Raw genomic sequence first — 16,893 nt, 5'->3', positions numbered from 1 at the left:
CAAAAGGAGAAAGATACATGAGCGAAGACATAGGTCCTCAAGTCGTCATTTTAATCATTTTATTATTTTTGTCGGGCTTTTTTTCATCCGCCGAAACGTCTCTTGTCGCGGTGAGCCGTATCAAGATCAGAACCTTAGCGGAAGAAGGAAACCGTAAAGCGAAGATCTTGTTGAAAATCTACGAAAACGATTCCAAGATGCTTAGCGCGATCTTGATCGGAAACAATTTAGTCAATACGTATGCGGCCAGTATCGCGGCCACATTGGCTTTAAGTTTTGGAGGCGGGGCAGCCGTCAGCATCGCGACATTTATCATCACGTTTTTGATCTTGGTGTTCGGAGAGATCACGCCAAAGACATTCGCTACCCAGAACGCTGAAAAGCTCGCTTTGGCCTATGCTCCTATCATTTCTTTTTTAATGAAGATCCTCACCCCTGTCATTTGGTTTGTCAACTTGTTCAGCGATATGATCTTGAAGCTCTTTCATATCGATCGCGGAGGACGGCAGGCGATGACCGAATCCGAGCTGAGAACGATCGTCGATGTTTCCCATGAAGAAGGGGTCATTGAAGAAGATGAAAAAGAAATGATCAACAATGTGTTCGATCTTGGCGACGCGATCGCCAAAGAAGTGATGGTCCCGCGCGTTTATTGCGTCATGGCGGATGTCAACAGCAGCTATCAAGATCTTTTGGAGCTCTTCCGCAAAGAACAATTTACACGGATCCCGATCTATGAAGACAATGTCGATAATATTATCGGTTTGATCAATATGAAAGATCTTCTGCTTTATGAAGACCTCGAACATTTCAATATTCGCAAGCTTTTAAGAAAGCCGTATTTTACAGTAGAAAATAAAAATGTATCGGATCTATTGATGGAAATGCGGAAAGCGACATTCAATCTTGCGATCGTATTGGATGAATATGGCGAAGTGGCCGGATTGATCACATTAGAGGATATCGTAGAAGAAGTCGTTGGCGAAATGCAGGATGAATACGATACGCATGAAGTGGAGAAGATCCAAAAAGTCGACGATAGGACATACGATGTCAAAGGTTATGTTAGCTTGCATGATTTGAACGACCAGCTCGAACTCGATCTTGATAGCGAAGATTTTGATTCGATCGGCGGTCTGATCATCGATCAGCTCGGTAGGCTTCCTGAAAAGAACGATCAAGTCATATTGGCAAATGGAATCGTTCTGCAAGTGAAAAAACTCGATAAAAACCGCATTGAAGAAGTGCGTCTTTTATTACCGGAACCTCAAGAAGAAAAGGAAGACGAAAAATAGGCAAGCGTTCGCGCTTGCCTATTTCGATTTATTGGACCGGTTGTGGATTGGCTTGGGCCGCTTGCTGGGCTGCCTGTTCAGCCGCTTTTTGGGCTTCTTCTTGTTTTTTAGCGTCCTCTTCGGCTCGTTTCTTCAGCTTTTCTTTTTGTGGATTCGTGTCTGGATTATCATGGTCCTTGATATATTCGACATAGCCTTTGGCGATCGCTTTGCAGATCTTGGCACGCATTTGTGGTGAATTGAGCGTTTTGACTTCCTGCTCGTTGGTCATAAAACCGAGTTCGATCAGCATCGCGGAAGGTGTAGTCATATCGACCATATGCAGTGGATACGTTTCTGTGCTGAACACGCCGCGGTCTTTTGAATAGCCGATCTCTTTCAAATTTTTGGCGATATTTTGATAGATTTGATCGCTTGCCGCATCATCTCCTCGAACGTACGCTTCAAAGCCAGATTCGTTGACATCCTCTCTTGAATTGAAATGAACGGACAACAAATAATAGGGATCTTTTTCGTTGACCAGATTGGCGCGCCCGATCAAATCGTCATATTCATAATTCAAAGATGTATATGGATCGACCCAAGGCGTCTCATCATTGACTCGAGTGTACAAGACTTCGATATTTGGATCGAGTTTTTGGATTTCTTCTCCAATACCTAAAGCGTACTCAAGGGCGAATTCTTTTTCGGTTTTTTGGATCGTGGAGATCGCTCCCCCATCCATTCCGCCATGGCCTGCATCGATTATGATCTTGCTTTTGGCGGTAGTCATCACTTCTTGATCAGGATCGGCTTTAGCTTGTCTTTTTTCTTGATCAAAAAAACAGCTTTTCAAGCCAAAAACAACAAGAAGGATGACAATGATAGAAAGGGTGATCTTCACCCAAGGACGAAGTTGTCGTTTCTTTTTTCTTTTGGTACTCATGCAAGCAGTATATCATGAGTTACAAAAAAAAGTCGCATTGCGACTTTTTTTGATTAATAATTTTGAACGTGTACTTCGAAGAATGATTTTGGATGATCGCACACTGGGCAGATCTCAGGCGCTTTTTCAGCGAATACGATAAATCCGCAGTTGCGGCATTCCCACATCGTCTTGTCGTCTTTCTTGAATACTTTTTCTTCTTTCAAGTTGTTCAACAATGCGACATACCGTTCTTCATGTGCTTTTTCGATTTTCGCAACGCCGCGGAATTTACGAGCGAGTTCAGGGAAACCTTCTTCTTCGGCTTCTTTCGCCATTCTTTCGTACATGTCTGTCCACTCTTCGTGTTCGCCATGAGCAGCGGCTAATAAGTTTTCTTCCGTGTTTCCAAGTTCACCGAGTGCTTTGAACCACAATTTCGCGTGTTCTTTTTCATTATCCGCAGTCTTCAAGAAGTAACCAGCGATTTGCTCGTATCCTTCTTTTTTCGCTACACCCGCAAAATAAGTGTATTTGTTGCGCGCTTGGCTTTCTCCTGCGAACGCTTCCCACAAGTTCTTTTCTGTTTTTGTACCTTTTAGTGATTTTTCCATGTTGTCCTCCATTATTTAAAAAAATCCTATGTTCAATTTCATATTTGAAATCGCAACCATTAATGAATGTTAAGTGCTTCTTTTTTCCGGCATTTCGCGCAAATATGACGAATGCTCAGATCGCAAGAAGTGGGTTTGATCTCGGTTTGAGCTTGAATAAAATCAATCAAGCCATTCAATTCGATATCTTCGATTTGATGACATCGATCACATACAGCATGCGCATGCGGCCTGAGGATCGAATCGTAACGATCCACCTCGTTTGGAATCGAAATTTTCTGGATCTTACCTTCTTCTTGAAGCAGCGCGAGATTTCGATAGACAGTCGCTAACGAGATCTTGACGTTTTCCTTTTTGCAGGCTAAGAACAGTTCTTCCGCACTTGGATGCGTCTTGGATGCCTGCAAGATCGCAAGCAATTTGTCTTTTTGTTTCGACATAGGCGCCTCCTTTTGAGAATGAGAATTATTCTTAATGCTATTTTAACATCTATTCTCCCAAAAGCAAGCCTTTTATTCAAAAAGAGCGGTGCCTACCCGGATCGTATTGGCTCCATGTTTGATCGCAATCGGATAATCGTGTGACATTCCCATCGACAACGTATCGATATGATCCCTCTTTTGTTGCAGATCGTGATATAGAGAATGCATCGTATCGAATTCATGTTCGATCTTTTGCGTATCTTCTGTGTTGGAAGCGATGCACATCAATCCTCTTAAACGCACATGCTCCATTTGATCGACCTTTTCGAGCAAATCATCGAGATCTTCGAGTGGCAGACCTGTTTTATTCGGATCATCGCTTACTTTCAGCTCGATCAAGATATCTTGAACTTTACCGATCTTCTTGGCTTGTTTTTCGATTTCTGAAGCCAGCTTCAAAGAATCGACGCTTTCGATCATATCGACTTTGTCAATAATATATTTTACTTTATTTGTCTGCAAATGCCCTATGATATGCCAAGAATAGTTCGGGTCGTATTTTTCTAAAAATTCTTGGACACGGTTTTCGCCAAAAGTACGGACCCCTAAAGTGTATAGGGCGTCGACTTCTTCTTTGGTGTGTTTTTTAGTGACCGCCACGAGCTGGACTGGCAAGGATAGAAGATGTTCGATCAATTGGGTATTCATTACACTCACTCACTTTCTAGAATAGTTTGATTTGCGGATCGGCAGATTTAGCTTCTAAAGGAAACGAACCTTCTTTTAGATACGTTTTCGCCATTTCAAGATCCGTCAAATAAGGAAGGACCTGATCGTCTTTGAGAAGAAGAGGCATCCGAGAATGATACGGCGACATCGATTCGTTGGCTTCTCGAGTCAAGATGATAAACTGATCGTCTTGACAAAAGCCCGCGATAAAGAATACGGAATGATGCGAACGCGTAAAGATGATCTTCTCTTTATCCGCTGTCCATTCATAAAAAGAGCACACCGGGATCGCGACGCGGCTATGGATAAAATCAGAACGGAACATCCACTTGGATAGGACAGTCTCGCTTCTCGCGTTGATGAGCGCTTTTTTAAAACCTTTATATTCGATTCCAAAACGCATGATCTTGGCGGCGATATGATCCTCTTGCCTACAAAGGACAAGCGTTTTCGCGCTTGGATAGATCGTTCCAAAATGAAGCTGTTCTTGTTCGAAATGCGAGATCGGTGCATAATTTCGCGTCGCTTTTAATATATCGTTGGAAATATAGAATTGACCACACATGTTCGAGTCACCTCCTCCTTTCTCTATTCTATCTTTTTTTTTAGCACAATGCTAAAATGGAGAAATAAAAAAAGGAGTCGATACAATGAAGCGAGGATTATTTATCACATTGGAAGGAAACGACGGCGCTGGAAAAACGACGATGGCTAAAAAAGCGCTCGAATATCTTCAAAAAAAAGGATATCGAGCGATCTACACAAGAGAACCAGGCGGTTCGATGATCACCGAAAAGATCCGTACGATCTTATTGGATCCTGAAAACACCAAAATGGACGCGATCACAGAAGCGATCCTTTACGCGGCTAGTCGCCGACAACATCTTGTCGAAGTGGTGCTCCCTGCCCTTGAAGAAGGAACGATCGTTCTTTGCGATCGGTTCATCGATTCCTCGCTCGCCTATCAAGGAGAAGGAAGAAAGCTAGGGATGGATGCGATCGAGCAGCTCAATCAATTCGCGATCCAAGGCTGCATGCCCGATCTCACGCTATTTCTTGCGATCGATGAAAAGACTAGCCAAGCCCGCCTCAAGGCTCGGGATGAAAAAAAAGACCGTCTCGAATTGGAGGAAGAAGCGTTCCATCAAGCAGTCCGGCGCGGGTATGAAAAGCTTCTCAAAAAATATCCAGAACGGATCCGAGCAATCGATGCTTCTCAAGATCTCGAAGATGTGGAAGCGGATGTGATCGACGCGATCGAAAAGGTGCTTCATGTTCAAAGCTGAACTCAAACAAAAACAGCCCGTCGTTTATCGCATCTTATCGAAGGCGCTTAAAACCAATCGTCTCTCGCATGCGTATTTGTTGGTGGGAGATAAAAATGTTCCTAAAGAAGACACAGCGCTTTTATTGGCGCAATCGCTTGTCTGCCATCATAAAGACGAAGATGGATTCGCTTGCCAAACATGCGAAGCGTGCATGCGCCTTCAAAAAGAAGAGTCCTTTGATTTGATCCGAATCCGATCGACGCCTTTGAAAAAGAAAGATATATTGAAGATCCAGGAGCGTTTCGCGCAAACTTCTATGGAAACATACGCGTTTCAGATCTATATTTTGGATCATTTTGAATCGTGTACACCGGAAGCGGCGAATACGTTATTAAAATTTTTAGAAGAGCCTCACCCTAATATTCTTGGGATCTTGATGGCGGAGGATCTAAGCCAAGTGCTCGATACGATCGTCTCTAGAACGCAAGTGATCCCTTTTAAACCACTAGATCCAGAAGGAATGAGAGCATCTCTCATTCAACAATATGGAAACGAAGAGCAGGCCAGCATGCTTGCGCGCTGCGGATATTCCTATGAAAGCGCGAAAGCGTGGATGGAAAACGAAGATTTTTCTTTGCTTCAGGAAAGCGCGAAAAAGTATATCGATCATCACGCTTCTCTTTCTCAGATCGTGGATCTGCAAACAAAGATCTTCTATTCCAAAAGCAAATTTAAAGAGAAAGAAGCCGTAAGAGTTTGGCTCTGCTGGATTTTGTATTATATTAAATATAATGACGGATCGAAGCTGTCTCTCGAACAAAGAAACGAGATCTTTTTGATCTTAGTGGAAGCGTTTGAACGCCTTCGCCGTCCTGTGGATCTGTTGTTGTTTTTAGACGATATTCATTTCCGCATTAGAAAGGCTATTTTATGAAAGAAAAAAAGGAAAAGGAATTCGATTTTCCTTATCTTGTATATATTCAATTTGAAGAAAGCAAAAAACCGTATTCATTTGGCGCGCACGAAAAATATCATGTGAACGATATGGTTGTCGTGGAAACAGTGCGCGGACAAGAAATCGGCAAAGTATGTGTGCCGGCGATCCCTTTCGATCCTAAAAAAGTTAAAGGCGAATGCAAGCCGATCGTTCGCAAAGCGAGCCAAGCCGACCTAGAACAAAAAGAAAAAAACAAAGAAAAAGCGAAACACGCCATGGAGATCTGCGCGGCTTGTATCCGGCATCTTGATCTTGATATGCATTTGATCAGTTGCGAATATACGCTCGATTGCGCGAAAGTCATCTTTATGTATGTTTCCGATGAGCGGGTCGACTTCAGGCAGCTGCTCAAGGATCTTGCGCATCAGCTGCACTGCCGCATCGAGTTGAGGCAGATTGGTCCGCGCAACAAAGCGAAGATGGTTGGCGGGATCGGCAATTGTGGAATGGAATGCTGTTGTTCGCGCTTTTTATCTGAATTCGATACAGTCTCTATCAATATGGCAAAAAACCAAATGCTCGCCTTGAACATCTCGAAGCTTTCTGGCCAATGCGGCAAACTCATGTGCTGTCTGCGCTATGAAAATGACGAATATACCCAGTTGAAAAAAGGATTGCCAAAACTCAATTCCCAGATCGTTTTTGAAGGGAACAAATATCGGATCTCGAGCATGAACGTGCTTCAAAAACAAGCGAAGCTTGAAAACAGGGAAGAAGTCCGTTTCGTTTCATTTGACGAGCTTTGGCCAAACAAAGGGGAGAAACATGAAAAGACAAAAAAGCTTTGAGCAGGAAGAGCCTTCGATCTATCTCGTTCCTACGCCGATCGGAAATTTGCAAGAGATGAGCGAAAGAGCGCTTGAAATATTGAAAAGCGTGGATGTGATCGCTTGTGAAGACACGCGCAATACCGGAAAGCTCTTAAAACACTTTGATATCAAAAAGCCGCTGCTCTCTCATCATGAACATAACCAAGATCAAAGCATTTCCAAGATCCTCGATAAGATCAAGGAAGGACAAAGCGTGGCGATCGTTTCGGATGCGGGCTATCCGCTCATTTCGGATCCAGGATCTTATCTCGTGAAACAAAGCATCGAACAAGATATTCCGGTGATTTCGATTTCAGGACCAAACGCCGCGTTGGATGCGCTTGTGGCGAGCGGTCTTGAAACGAAGCACTATTTGTTTTATGGATTTTTAGACGCGAAATCGAAAAAAAGGATCCAAGAGCTCGAAGAGCTCGCCTCCTTTCCTTATACGATTTTGTTTTACGAAGCGCCTCATCGCATCGAGGCGTGTTTGAAAGATTTGCTTTCTGTCTTTGGAGATCGCAAGATCGTCTTGGCGCGTGAGATCAGCAAACTGCATGAAGAATACTTGCGGGGAACGATCTCGGAGATCTTAGAGGTTTGTTCGACTTTAAAAGGGGAGATGGTGCTCGTGGTCTCGGGCGCTAAGAAAGAGGAGAATCAAATTTCGATCGAAGACGCGGCTGAATTTGTCCATCGATATATGGAAGATGGATTGTCAATGAAAAAGGCGGTCCAGCAAACGGCTTCCGATTTGAACGTCTCAAAAAATGAACTCTATCAATATATTGTAAAAAATGGTAAATTCATGTAAAATGATGGAGCAGACGTTGTCGGAGGTCTTGATTATGGTCTTAACAAGATTTAAACAACTAGTAAAAATGAAGAGGTTTTTTTAAGCGTGCCCAAAAGGTGCGCTTTTTTTCATGAAAGGAAGGTATCTCTTAGATGAAACAAGCAAAAGTATTGATTATGATGGGCTCACGTTCCGATCTGCCCGCGATGGAAGGGTGCATGGAACAGCTGGACGCGTTTCAAGTTCCTTATCTCGTTCGGATCTTGAGCGCGCATCGAACACCCGAGGCGGTTCTCGAGCTTTCCAAAGAAGCGCAAAGCCAAGGAATCCAAGTCATTATCGCAGCAGCTGGAGGAGCCGCCCATTTAGCTGGCGTGCTTGCCAGCTCCACCGTGCTTCCTGTGATCGGGATCCCGATGCAGACAAGTGCCTTAGGCGGTATGGATTCGCTTCTTTCAACGGTGCAGATGCCTTCGGGCGTGCCGGTGGCCACAGTGGCGATCGGAAAGGCGGGCGCCAAGAACGCGGCGATCTTAGCGTGTCAAATGATCGGTTTGCAGGATCCAGCCATCCAAGAAAAGGTCAAAGTCTTCAAGCAGGAACAAGCCAAAAAAGTGTTGGCAGATTCGATCTATGAATAAAGAAGAATAGAGGAAAGGAATTGTATGGATCAAAGAATATTTGTGCAGAAGAAAGATCGATTCCAAGTCGAAAGCGAATCGCTTCGCGACGAATTGATCAGCTCTTTAGGCTTACAGCCTTCTTTTCAAGTCGCGAAATACAACATTTATGACGTCTTCAACGCCGATGAAAACGATCTTTCGCTTTTAAAAGAAAGAGTGCTCTCGGAAGTCGTAACGGATAAAGTGTTCGATACGCTCGATCTAGAAGGAAAAACGTATATCGCGTATGAATTCTTGCCTGGTCAATACGATCAACGAGCGGATAGCGCGATGCAGTGCTTGATGCTCCTCAACAATAAGCAAAGCGTCCGGATCCATTCAGGAACGTTGCTCGTGTTCGAAAATGTCACGAAGGAACAAATCGAACAAATCGAACACTATATGATCAATCCGGTCGAAGCGCGCAAAAAAGATCTATCGATTTTGGAGGACGATCAAGATATTCAGATCGAAGATGTGCCTGTGATCGAAGGATTTTGCTCGATGGATATCGAGGCACTTTCTAATCTTCTTGAAACGCTAGGGCTTGCGATGTCGTTAAAAGATCTCGCTTTTATTCAAGACTACTTTAAAAACGAAGAGCATCGGGATCCGAGCATGAGCGAGATCCGTGTGCTCGACACATATTGGTCGGATCATTGCCGGCACACGACGTTTGAAACGGTGCTCGAGGATGTCCGATTCGAAAAGGGTCAATTCCAAGAACAAATTCAAAACGCGTATGAAACGTATTTGAAGCTTCGTGAAGATGTACACCAAAACCGCAAACCATCGACGCTCATGGATATGGCGACGATCGCGGGCAAAAAATTAAGAAAAGAAGGCAAGCTCGACGATCTTGAAGTGAGCGATGAGATCAATGCTTGCTCCATTGAAATCAAAGTCGATGTCGATGGAAAAGACGAAGACTATTTATTGATGTTCAAAAATGAGACGCATAACCACCCTACGGAAATCGAGCCATTCGGAGGAGCGAGCACTTGTATTGGAGGCGCGATCCGCGATCCGCTCTCTGGGCGCAGCTATGTCTATCAAGCGATGCGTGTGAGCGGTGCGGGGGATATCACTAAGCCGATCGCGCAAACATTGGAGCATAAGCTGCCGCAATCGAAGATCAGCAAACAGGCGGCGCATGGCTATTCTTCGTATGGCAACCAGATCGGGCTAGCGACCACCTTCGTGGAAGAGATCTACGATGAAGGCTATACCGCAAAACGCATGGAGGTCGGCGCGGTTGTAGGGGCCGCTCCAAAATCCAATGTCAAACGCGAACAGCCGCAACCAGGCGATGTGATCGTGTTGATCGGCGGTGCTACAGGCCGGGATGGTATTGGCGGCGCCACGGGTTCGAGCAAAGAGCACAATGACACTTCGCTTGAAAAATGTAGTTCCGAAGTTCAGAAAGGAAACGCGTTGATCGAAAGAAAGCTGCAGCGTCTTTTCCGTAATCCAGAGGCGACCAAGCTCATCAAAAAGGCGAATGATTTTGGCGCTGGCGGCGTGAGCGTGGCGGTCGGCGAATTGGCGGATGGCTTAGAGATCGACTTGAATGTCGTTCCTGTAAAATACGAAGGTCTTGATGGAACGGAATTGGCCATCTCGGAATCTCAAGAAAGAATGGCGGTATGTATCGATCCAAAGGATCTGGATGCGTTCTTGGAAGAGTGTCGCAAAGAAAATTTGAGCGGTATCGTGGTCGCGAAAGTGACAGATTCCAATCGTTTGATCATGAAGTGGAATGGCAAGGCGATCGTCGATCTTTCGCGTGATTTTTTGAATACGAATGGGGTGCGCGCGCATCAAAAGGTCGATGTCAAAAGCGAGCCAGAGGTTCAAGATCCTTTCCATTCTTCGTATTCTTCGCTTAAAGACGTGCTGCAAGATGCCAATGTGGCTTCGCAGATCGGTCTAGCGGAAATGTTTGACGCTTCGATTGGCAAGAGCACGGTGCTCATGCCTTTTGGAGGCAAATATCAATTGACGCCAGAAGAAGGTTCGGTTCAAAAGCTGCCTGTGTTTGGGATGACGAACACGTGTTCGGCGATGAGTTATGGCTATGATCCAAAAATCAGCACGTATTCTCCTTATTTAGGAGCCGCCTATTCGTTGGTGGAAGCGTTGGCGAAACTTGTCGCGATGGGCGTGGATTATAAAGGGGCTCGTTTGAGCAACCAAGAGTATTTTGAGCGTTTGGGAAACGATCCTCAAAAATGGGGAGCTCCGCTGCAGGCGCTGTTAGGCTTGATCGAGGCGCAGCTCGCGTTTGAAACGCCTTCGATCGGTGGTAAAGATAGTATGTCGGGTACGTTCAAGGACATTCATGTGCCTCCAACTCTGATCACGTTCGCGATCAATACGGCGAAAGTGGATCAAATCGTTTCGGCAAGTTTGAAAGAGGCCGATCATCCATTATATGTGCTCAAACATACGCCAAAGGAAAAGGATCTTCCGGACTATGAGCAATTAAAAAACAATTTTGATTCTCTTCTTGGCTGGATGAAAGAGGGCAAGATCGCAGCTTCGAAATCGGTGCAGGAAGGCGGCATTGGAGCAGTTGTGGCTAAGATGGCTTTTGGAAACAAGATCGGTGTCGTATTGGATACAGATCTTGCGCTATACGATCCAATGTATGGTTCGATCGTGATCGAAGCCAACGAAGAGATCGACGATCCACGTTTGATCCGGATCGGTTCGACGAATTCCTCGAATAGGCTTGATTTTAATGGGGAGCGCTTGTCGTTGGATGAGGCGATCGAGCTATGGGAGAAGAGATATCACACTCTTTATCCACGAATCGTCAATGCCACGGAAGAGAGCACGGTCGATATTCCGTTGTGTGAAAAAGAGCGGACGTATTCGAAAGAGAAAGTCGAGAAGCCAAAAGTTGTGATCCCGATCTTCCCAGGTCAAAATTGCGAGTATGATTGCGCGGCGAAATTCGAGCGGGCCGGGGGCGAAGTGAAAATGGTCGTCTTCAACAATTTGAGCGTCGAGTCCACGAAGCAAAGTATCGATACGTTGGCAAAAGAGATCGCTTCCTCTCAGATCTTGATGTTGGTGGGCGGTTTTAGTTCAGGCGACGAGCCGGATGGTTCGGGTAAATTTATCGCGAGTGTGCTGCAAAATCCAAAGATCGACGCGGCGATTCAAGAAATGCGGGCTGGCGATGGCTTGATCTTGGGGATCTGTAATGGATTCCAGGCGTTGATCAAGTCGGGACTTTTGCCGTATGGAGATGTGCATTCGCTTAGTCAAGATTCACCGACTTTGTTCAGGAACGATATCAATCGTCACGTTTCGCATATCGCGCGCACGAGAGTGAGTTCGAATGGTTCGCCTTGGCTTTCTTCTTTTAAGCCTGGCGAGATGCATTCGATCGCGATGTCGCATGGCGAAGGAAAGTTCGTAGCTTCTTCTGAGGTGCTGGATGCTTTGGTGGCCAATGGACAGATCGCGTTCCAGTATGTGAATGAGGAGGGCGTTCCGACGATGAATGGTTTAGATAATATCAATGGTTCTTCGATGGCGATCGAGGGGATCATGAGCGAGGATGGTCATATTCTAGGAAAGATGGGACATAGCGAACGTTACGAGGAGAACTTGTTCCAAAATATTTCCGGGAATAAGGATCAGAATATTTTTGAAAATGGAATCCGGTTCTTTACGCATGAATAAGCAGTCACTTTCTGGGATCGCGGGTGTGTTTCATGCCGAACAAAGCGAGCGGATCTTATATTATATGATGCATTCTTTACAGCATTTGGGCCAGGATGGTTGTGGTATGGCGATCGCGGATGGTTCTCATGTGATGGTGGAGAAAAATCATGGCTTGCTGGCGGAAGTGTTCAAGGAAGATGTGTTGTCGAAAAACACCGGGATCAGCGCGGTAGGTCATGTTCGAATGTCGATGTATCTCGATGAGGCGCTTGAGAATTTGCAGCCGATCATGGTGCGTGCCCATCAAGGACATTTTGCGATCGTGGTTTCGGGTTCGATCTTGAATGCAAGAGAGCTGCAGGAGGAAATGGAAGCGGATGGCTTGATCTTTCAGGGCAACAGCGACGCGGAGCTCATCGCGCATTTGATTCAGTTCAATCATGGGCATTTGTTTGAGAAGATCTTATCGGCGACGAAGCGGTTGGTCGGTTCTTATACGTTTTTGTTGATGACGAAGAATACGATGTATGCGTATCGTTCGAGCGATGGGATCCATCCTCTCTTTCTTGCCTCGTATAAGGGTGGATATTTACTGGCTTCGGAGACGAGCGCGTTTTCGATGTTCGATGTAGAAGAGTTCCGCTCTTTAGAGGCGGGCGAGCTCATTCGGTTCGGGAAGGAAGATGTGCGATCGTTTTTCTTGAACGATCGGGCGCAGGAACGCTTATGTGCGATGGAATTTGTCTACTATGCGCGTATGGATAGTTTGTTCGAGAATGTGAGCGTGCATACGGTTCGTAAAAAAACGGGAGCGATGTTGGCTAGACAAGAGAGGGTGGACGCGGATCTTGTCGTGGCGGCTCCCGATACGGCGACAAGCGCCGCGATGGCGTTCGCTTCGGTTTTGAAAAAGCCTTACGAGATTGGTTTGGTCAAGAATCGTTATATTGGTTCGACGTATATTTATCCTTCGTCTGTGCAGCGGATGCAGGGGATCAAGACGCGTTTTAACGCGGTGTCTTCGATCGTGAAGGGCAAGCGCGTGTACTTGGTGGATGATTCTTTGATCAAGGGTTTCACGGCGAAGCGTTTATGTCAGCTTTTAAAGGAAGCGGGAGCGAAGGAGGTCCATTTGCGGATCGCTTCTCCGCGGATCGTTTCGGAGTGCTGGTATGGTTTTGAAGAGGCGGATCATGATGAATTGGCTGCCAATGTCTATTCGGATGATGAATTGGCGAAATGGCTCAATGTGGATTCGGTTCGGTTTTTAGAGTTGGAGGAATTTGACGCGTGTCTTCCGATGGATTGTTGCCAAGCGTGTATGAGGAAAGAGAGGGAGCATTGTGGCAGAAAAATATAAAGAAGCAGGAGTTGATCTCGAGGCCGGGTATGAATCGGTTCGTCGGATCAAATCGCATGTGGCCCGCACGAAAGTAAAGGGCGCGATCGATTCTTTAGGTGCTTTTGGGGGAATGTTCGATTTGAGCGTTTTTGGTTTGAAGGAGCCTGTTCTTGTTTCGGGAACGGATGGCGTGGGAACGAAGCTCATGCTGGCTTTCGCGATGGATAAGCATGATACGATCGGGATCGATGCGGTGGCGATGTGTGTGAATGATGTGCTTGTGCAAGGCGCTTCTCCGATCTTTTTCTTGGATTATATTGCGGTAGGAAAAAATAGGCCGGAAGTCATCGAGCAGATCGTAAAGGGTGTTGCGGATGGTTGCGTGCAAAGCGAGTGCGCTTTGATTGGTGGCGAGACGGCGGAGATGCCGGATATGTATTCTGAGGATCATTATGATTTGGCTGGCTTCTGCGTAGGGGCTGTGGATAAGGATAAATTGTTAGATTCTAGAAATTTGAAGGTGGAAGATGTTTTGATCGGTCTTCCTTCTTCGGGTGTACATTCGAATGGTTTTTCTTTAGTGCGCAAGGCGTTGTTCAAGGATAATCATTTGGATCCGTACACGCATTTTGAAGAGTTGTCTTCTCGTCGTCTTGGGGATGTGCTTTTAGAGCCAACGAAGATTTATGTCAAGGCGATCAAGCATTTGTTCGGGAAGGTGGATCTGCATGCGATGGCGCATATCACGGGGGGCGGTTTTTATGAAAACGTGCCTCGGATGTTGAAGGAGGGCATGGGTGTCGTGATCGATACGACATCTTTCCCGCATCCTCAGATCTTTGATTTTATCCAGACATATGGAAAGATCGAGAAAGAAGAGATGTATAACGTCTTCAATATGGGGATCGGCTTTATTTTAGCGGTCGATCCTAGCGAGGTGGATCGTGTCCGTTCTTTGTTGGAAGAGATCGATGAGCCTTCGTATGTGATCGGTCATGTGAGTGATTCTGGAAAGGTCGAGCTTACATGGTAAATGTGGCGATTTTCGCGAGCGGATCGGGCACGAATTTTGAAGAGATACTCAAGCATGTCGAGGATGGCTCGTTGCCTGTTCATGTTTCGTGTTTGATTGTTGATAAAGAGAAGGCGTTCGCTCGTGAGCGGGCGAGAAATCACTTTATTCCGGAGTTTTATTTTGATCCGAAGGCGTATAAGAACAAGGCGGAGTATGAGAGGGCGATCTTAGAGGTCTTAAATGATTTAAATGTGGATCTGATCGTTTTGAGCGGCTATATGCGTTTTATTGGGCCAGTTTTGTTGGAGGCGTATCCGAATAAGATCATGAATCTGCATCCGGCGTATTTGCCGGAGTTTCCTGGGGCGCATAGTATTCAGGACGCGTATATGGCGAAGGTTTCTCAGACGGGTGTTACGGTGCATTTTGTGGATGAAGGGGTCGATAGTGGTCCGATCATCGAGCAGCGTCGTTTACAGATCGATCCAAATTGGGATCTAGAGACGTTGGAAAGTCATGTGCATGCGTTGGAGTATGAATTGTTTTGGCAAGTGATCAAAAAAGTGGCAGAGTCTATGGAGGGAAAGCGAATGAAAAGAGCGTTGGTGAGTGTTTCGAATAAAGAGAATTTGGTGCCTTTTGTTTCGGGGTTGATCGATCTTGGTTATGAGATCATTTCGACGGGCGGAACGAAGCGTGCTTTGGAGGATGCGGGTCTTTCGGTGATCGGGATCAGCGAGATCACGAATTTTCCGGAAATCATGGATGGGCGTGTGAAGACGTTGCATCCGAATGTGCATGGAGCGCTGTTGTGTGTTCGCGACAATCCGGATCATTGTAAGCAGATCGAAGAGCTCGGGATCGATTTTATTGATCTTGTGTGCGTGAATTTGTATCCGTTCAAGGAGACGGTGCAAAAAGAGGGTGTATCGCATGCCGAGATCATTGAGAATATTGATATTGGTGGTCCTAGCATGTTGCGTTCGGCTTCGAAGAACTATCAATCGATTCCGGTATTGTGTGATCCGAAGGATTATGATCTGGTGTTGGATGAGCTTCGTGAATTTGGAGAAACTCGTTTAGAGACTCGGGAGCGTCTAGCGGCGAAAGTGTTCCGTCATACGGCGCGCTATGATGCGATGATCGCGGATTATTTGACGAAGAAAGTAGGCGAGCAGTTCCCTGAGAGTTTGACGATCACGTTCGATAAGGTGCAGGATCTTCGGTATGGAGAGAATCCGCATCAAAAGGCGGCTTTCTATAAGGGAATGAATCCGAAGTATTCTTTGGCGAACGCGAAGCAGCTTCATGGCAAGGAGCTTTCCTACAATAATATTCAGGATGGAAACGCGGCGATCGAGATCTTGAAGGATTTCGAGGGGCAGTTCGCGGCTGTTGGATTGAAGCATATGAATCCTTGTGGAGTTGGAATTGGCGAGTCGATCAACGCGGCTTGGGATAAAGCGTATGAGGCGGATCCGGTTTCGATTTTTGGTGGGATCGTGGCTTTGAACGCGCCAGTGGATGTTGAGCTGGCCGAAAAGCTTTCTAAGATTTTTTTGGAGATCGTCATCGCGCCTAAGTTCGAGCAAGAGGCTTTGGATATTTTGACGAAGAAGAAAAATATTCGTTTGATGGAGCTGGATACGACGCTTAACGCGAATACGGCTTTGAAGTATACGAATGTCAATGATGGTCTTCTGGTTCAAGATATGGATACGCATTCTCTCAAGGAAGAGGATCTTCGTTGTGTAACGAATCGCAAGCCAACCAAAGAGGAGATGAAGCAGCTTTTGTTTGGTTGGAATGTGGTGAAGCATGTGAAGTCCAACGCGATCGTTCTTGTCAAGGATAATATGACGATTGGAGTTGGCGCTGGTCAAATGAATCGTGTCGGGGCGGCCAAGATCGCGATCGAGCAGGCAGGCGATAAAGCGAAAGGTTCTGTCATGGCGAGCGACGCGTTCTTCCCGATGCCAGATACGGTGGAAGAGGCTGTCAAGGCGGGTGTTACGGCGATCATTCAGCCGGGTGGCTCGATCAAGGATCAATTGTCGATCGATGTTTGTAATGAAAACGGGATCGCGATGGTCTTTACGGGTGTTCGTCACTTTAAACATTAGAATGAAGGCAGGATCGTAAATGTGATCAGCCCCCTGTCAAGTAGACACGGGAAATAATTTACTGGAGATCCGCCTCTTTAATAGCACTTGCTATTAAAGAGGCCTTTTTTTCATCTATACCTTCCCAGTATTTTTTGATTCGTTTATTCTCTTTGATTGGATACAGTACCGGTTCATCGGTTGCTTTTGCAGCTTCTCTTACTTCAGATGCAGTAAGACCGTGAAAACGTTCCTGCGGA

At 45.8% G+C, this 16,893-nt stretch carries 16 protein-coding genes and 1 pseudogene; 11 read left to right on the top strand and 6 right to left on the bottom strand.

From position 1 onward, the window contains the following. Positions 1-17: 17 nt before the first annotated feature. Positions 18-1,295 (top strand): HlyC/CorC family transporter, encoded by a 1,278-nt coding sequence (locus BO225_RS01695; protein ID WP_076340552.1) that lies wholly within the window; start codon positions 18-20, stop codon positions 1,293-1,295. A gap of 28 nt (positions 1,296-1,323) precedes the next feature. On the opposite strand, the gene BO225_RS01690 is transcribed toward BO225_RS01695, so the two are convergent. From BO225_RS01690 to BO225_RS01670, 5 genes are all read right to left on the bottom strand, one after another. Next, complete coding sequence (locus BO225_RS01690) at positions 1,324-2,220, bottom strand: N-acetylmuramoyl-L-alanine amidase (protein WP_076340551.1); 897 nt, start codon at positions 2,218-2,220, stop codon at positions 1,324-1,326. 53 nt (positions 2,221-2,273) lie between these two features. After that, entirely contained in the window at positions 2,274-2,813 is a 540-nt protein-coding gene (gene rbr / locus BO225_RS01685; RefSeq protein WP_076340550.1) for a rubrerythrin, read from the bottom strand. Between the two features lie 59 nt (positions 2,814-2,872). Then, positions 2,873-3,253 carry a Fur family transcriptional regulator gene (locus BO225_RS01680; protein WP_076340549.1) on the bottom strand — a complete coding sequence of 127 codons (381 nt, stop codon included), beginning with the start codon at positions 3,251-3,253 and terminating at the stop codon, positions 2,873-2,875. Positions 3,254-3,325: 72 nt separating this feature from the next. Next, entirely contained in the window at positions 3,326-3,943 is a 618-nt protein-coding gene (locus BO225_RS01675; protein WP_076340548.1) for a YggS family pyridoxal phosphate-dependent enzyme, read from the bottom strand. Between the two features lie 16 nt (positions 3,944-3,959). Beyond that, on the bottom strand, positions 3,960-4,529 hold the full coding sequence (locus BO225_RS01670) for an SOS response-associated peptidase family protein (RefSeq protein ID WP_076340547.1): 570 nt from the start codon (positions 4,527-4,529) through the stop codon (positions 3,960-3,962). Between the two features lie 85 nt (positions 4,530-4,614). Between BO225_RS01670 and tmk the strand changes: the two genes are divergently transcribed. From tmk to purH, 10 genes and pseudogenes are all read left to right on the top strand, one after another. Next, on the top strand, positions 4,615-5,250 hold the full coding sequence (tmk, locus tag BO225_RS01665; protein ID WP_076340546.1) for a dTMP kinase: 636 nt from the start codon (positions 4,615-4,617) through the stop codon (positions 5,248-5,250). Further along, positions 5,237-6,166 carry a hypothetical protein gene (locus tag BO225_RS01660; RefSeq protein ID WP_076340545.1) on the top strand — a complete coding sequence of 310 codons (930 nt, stop codon included), beginning with the start codon at positions 5,237-5,239 and terminating at the stop codon, positions 6,164-6,166. Before tmk ends, BO225_RS01660 begins: the two co-directional genes overlap by 14 nt. After that, entirely contained in the window at positions 6,163-7,017 is an 855-nt protein-coding gene (ricT, locus tag BO225_RS01655; protein ID WP_076340544.1) for a regulatory iron-sulfur-containing complex subunit RicT, read from the top strand. The genes BO225_RS01660 and ricT overlap by 4 nt, the downstream gene beginning before the upstream one ends. Beyond that, positions 6,995-7,852, top strand: a complete 858-nt coding sequence (rsmI, locus tag BO225_RS01650) for a 16S rRNA (cytidine(1402)-2'-O)-methyltransferase (RefSeq protein WP_076340543.1) — start codon at positions 6,995-6,997, stop codon at positions 7,850-7,852. The genes ricT and rsmI overlap by 23 nt, the downstream gene beginning before the upstream one ends. 134 nt (positions 7,853-7,986) lie before the next feature. Beyond that, positions 7,987-8,475, top strand: coding sequence for a 5-(carboxyamino)imidazole ribonucleotide mutase (gene purE / locus BO225_RS01645; protein WP_076340542.1), 489 nt, complete (start codon positions 7,987-7,989; stop codon positions 8,473-8,475). A gap of 24 nt (positions 8,476-8,499) precedes the next feature. After that, complete coding sequence (locus BO225_RS01640) at positions 8,500-12,192, top strand: phosphoribosylformylglycinamidine synthase (RefSeq protein WP_076340541.1); 3,693 nt, start codon at positions 8,500-8,502, stop codon at positions 12,190-12,192. Beyond that, positions 12,164-13,534, top strand: a complete 1,371-nt coding sequence (gene purF, locus BO225_RS01635; RefSeq protein ID WP_076340540.1) for an amidophosphoribosyltransferase — start codon at positions 12,164-12,166, stop codon at positions 13,532-13,534. The genes BO225_RS01640 and purF overlap by 29 nt, the downstream gene beginning before the upstream one ends. Beyond that, positions 13,518-14,549: a phosphoribosylformylglycinamidine cyclo-ligase gene (gene purM / locus BO225_RS01630; protein ID WP_076340539.1), complete on the top strand. Its 1,032-nt coding sequence runs from the start codon at positions 13,518-13,520 to the stop codon at positions 14,547-14,549. Before purF ends, purM begins: the two co-directional genes overlap by 17 nt. Continuing rightward, a pseudogene (gene purN / locus BO225_RS13130) lies at positions 14,543-15,094 on the top strand (phosphoribosylglycinamide formyltransferase); the annotation flags it as partial. The gene purM and the pseudogene purN, both read left to right, overlap by 7 nt. 27 nt (positions 15,095-15,121) lie before the next feature. Continuing rightward, positions 15,122-16,654: a bifunctional phosphoribosylaminoimidazolecarboxamide formyltransferase/IMP cyclohydrolase gene (gene purH, locus BO225_RS01625; RefSeq protein WP_198936082.1), complete on the top strand. Its 1,533-nt coding sequence runs from the start codon at positions 15,122-15,124 to the stop codon at positions 16,652-16,654. 58 nt (positions 16,655-16,712) lie between these two features. On the opposite strand, the gene BO225_RS12275 is transcribed toward purH, so the two are convergent. Next, positions 16,713-16,893 (bottom strand): hypothetical protein (locus tag BO225_RS12275; RefSeq protein WP_198936078.1); only part of this gene is annotated, 181 nt, incomplete at its 5' end.

Source organism: Dubosiella newyorkensis (assembly GCF_001945605.1).
Taxonomy (GTDB): Bacteria; Bacillota_I; Bacilli_A; order Erysipelotrichales; family Erysipelotrichaceae; genus Dubosiella; species Dubosiella newyorkensis.
This window is presented reverse-complemented; position numbering and strand designations above follow the sequence as displayed.

What these genes read in the sequence shown, in the direction of transcription:
- BO225_RS01695 (WP_076340552.1), top strand. Translation starts at nt 18, where the DNA reads ATGAGCGAAGACATAGGTCCTCAAGTCGTCATTTTAATCATTTTATTA.
- BO225_RS01690 (WP_076340551.1), bottom strand. Translation starts at nt 2,220, where the DNA reads ATGAGTACCAAAAGAAAAAAGAAACGACAACTTCGTCCTTGGGTGAAG.
- rbr (WP_076340550.1), bottom strand. Translation starts at nt 2,813, where the DNA reads ATGGAAAAATCACTAAAAGGTACAAAAACAGAAAAGAACTTGTGGGAA.
- BO225_RS01680 (WP_076340549.1), bottom strand. Translation starts at nt 3,253, where the DNA reads ATGTCGAAACAAAAAGACAAATTGCTTGCGATCTTGCAGGCATCCAAG.
- BO225_RS01675 (WP_076340548.1), bottom strand. Translation starts at nt 3,943, where the DNA reads ATGAATACCCAATTGATCGAACATCTTCTATCCTTGCCAGTCCAGCTC.
- BO225_RS01670 (WP_076340547.1), bottom strand. Translation starts at nt 4,529, where the DNA reads ATGTGTGGTCAATTCTATATTTCCAACGATATATTAAAAGCGACGCGA.
- tmk (WP_076340546.1), top strand. Translation starts at nt 4,615, where the DNA reads ATGAAGCGAGGATTATTTATCACATTGGAAGGAAACGACGGCGCTGGA.
- BO225_RS01660 (WP_076340545.1), top strand. Translation starts at nt 5,237, where the DNA reads ATGTTCAAAGCTGAACTCAAACAAAAACAGCCCGTCGTTTATCGCATC.
- ricT (WP_076340544.1), top strand. Translation starts at nt 6,163, where the DNA reads ATGAAAGAAAAAAAGGAAAAGGAATTCGATTTTCCTTATCTTGTATAT.
- rsmI (WP_076340543.1), top strand. Translation starts at nt 6,995, where the DNA reads ATGAAAAGACAAAAAAGCTTTGAGCAGGAAGAGCCTTCGATCTATCTC.
- purE (WP_076340542.1), top strand. Translation starts at nt 7,987, where the DNA reads ATGAAACAAGCAAAAGTATTGATTATGATGGGCTCACGTTCCGATCTG.
- BO225_RS01640 (WP_076340541.1), top strand. Translation starts at nt 8,500, where the DNA reads ATGGATCAAAGAATATTTGTGCAGAAGAAAGATCGATTCCAAGTCGAA.
- purF (WP_076340540.1), top strand. Translation starts at nt 12,164, where the DNA reads ATGGAATCCGGTTCTTTACGCATGAATAAGCAGTCACTTTCTGGGATC.
- purH (WP_198936082.1), top strand. Translation starts at nt 15,122, where the DNA reads ATGAAAAGAGCGTTGGTGAGTGTTTCGAATAAAGAGAATTTGGTGCCT.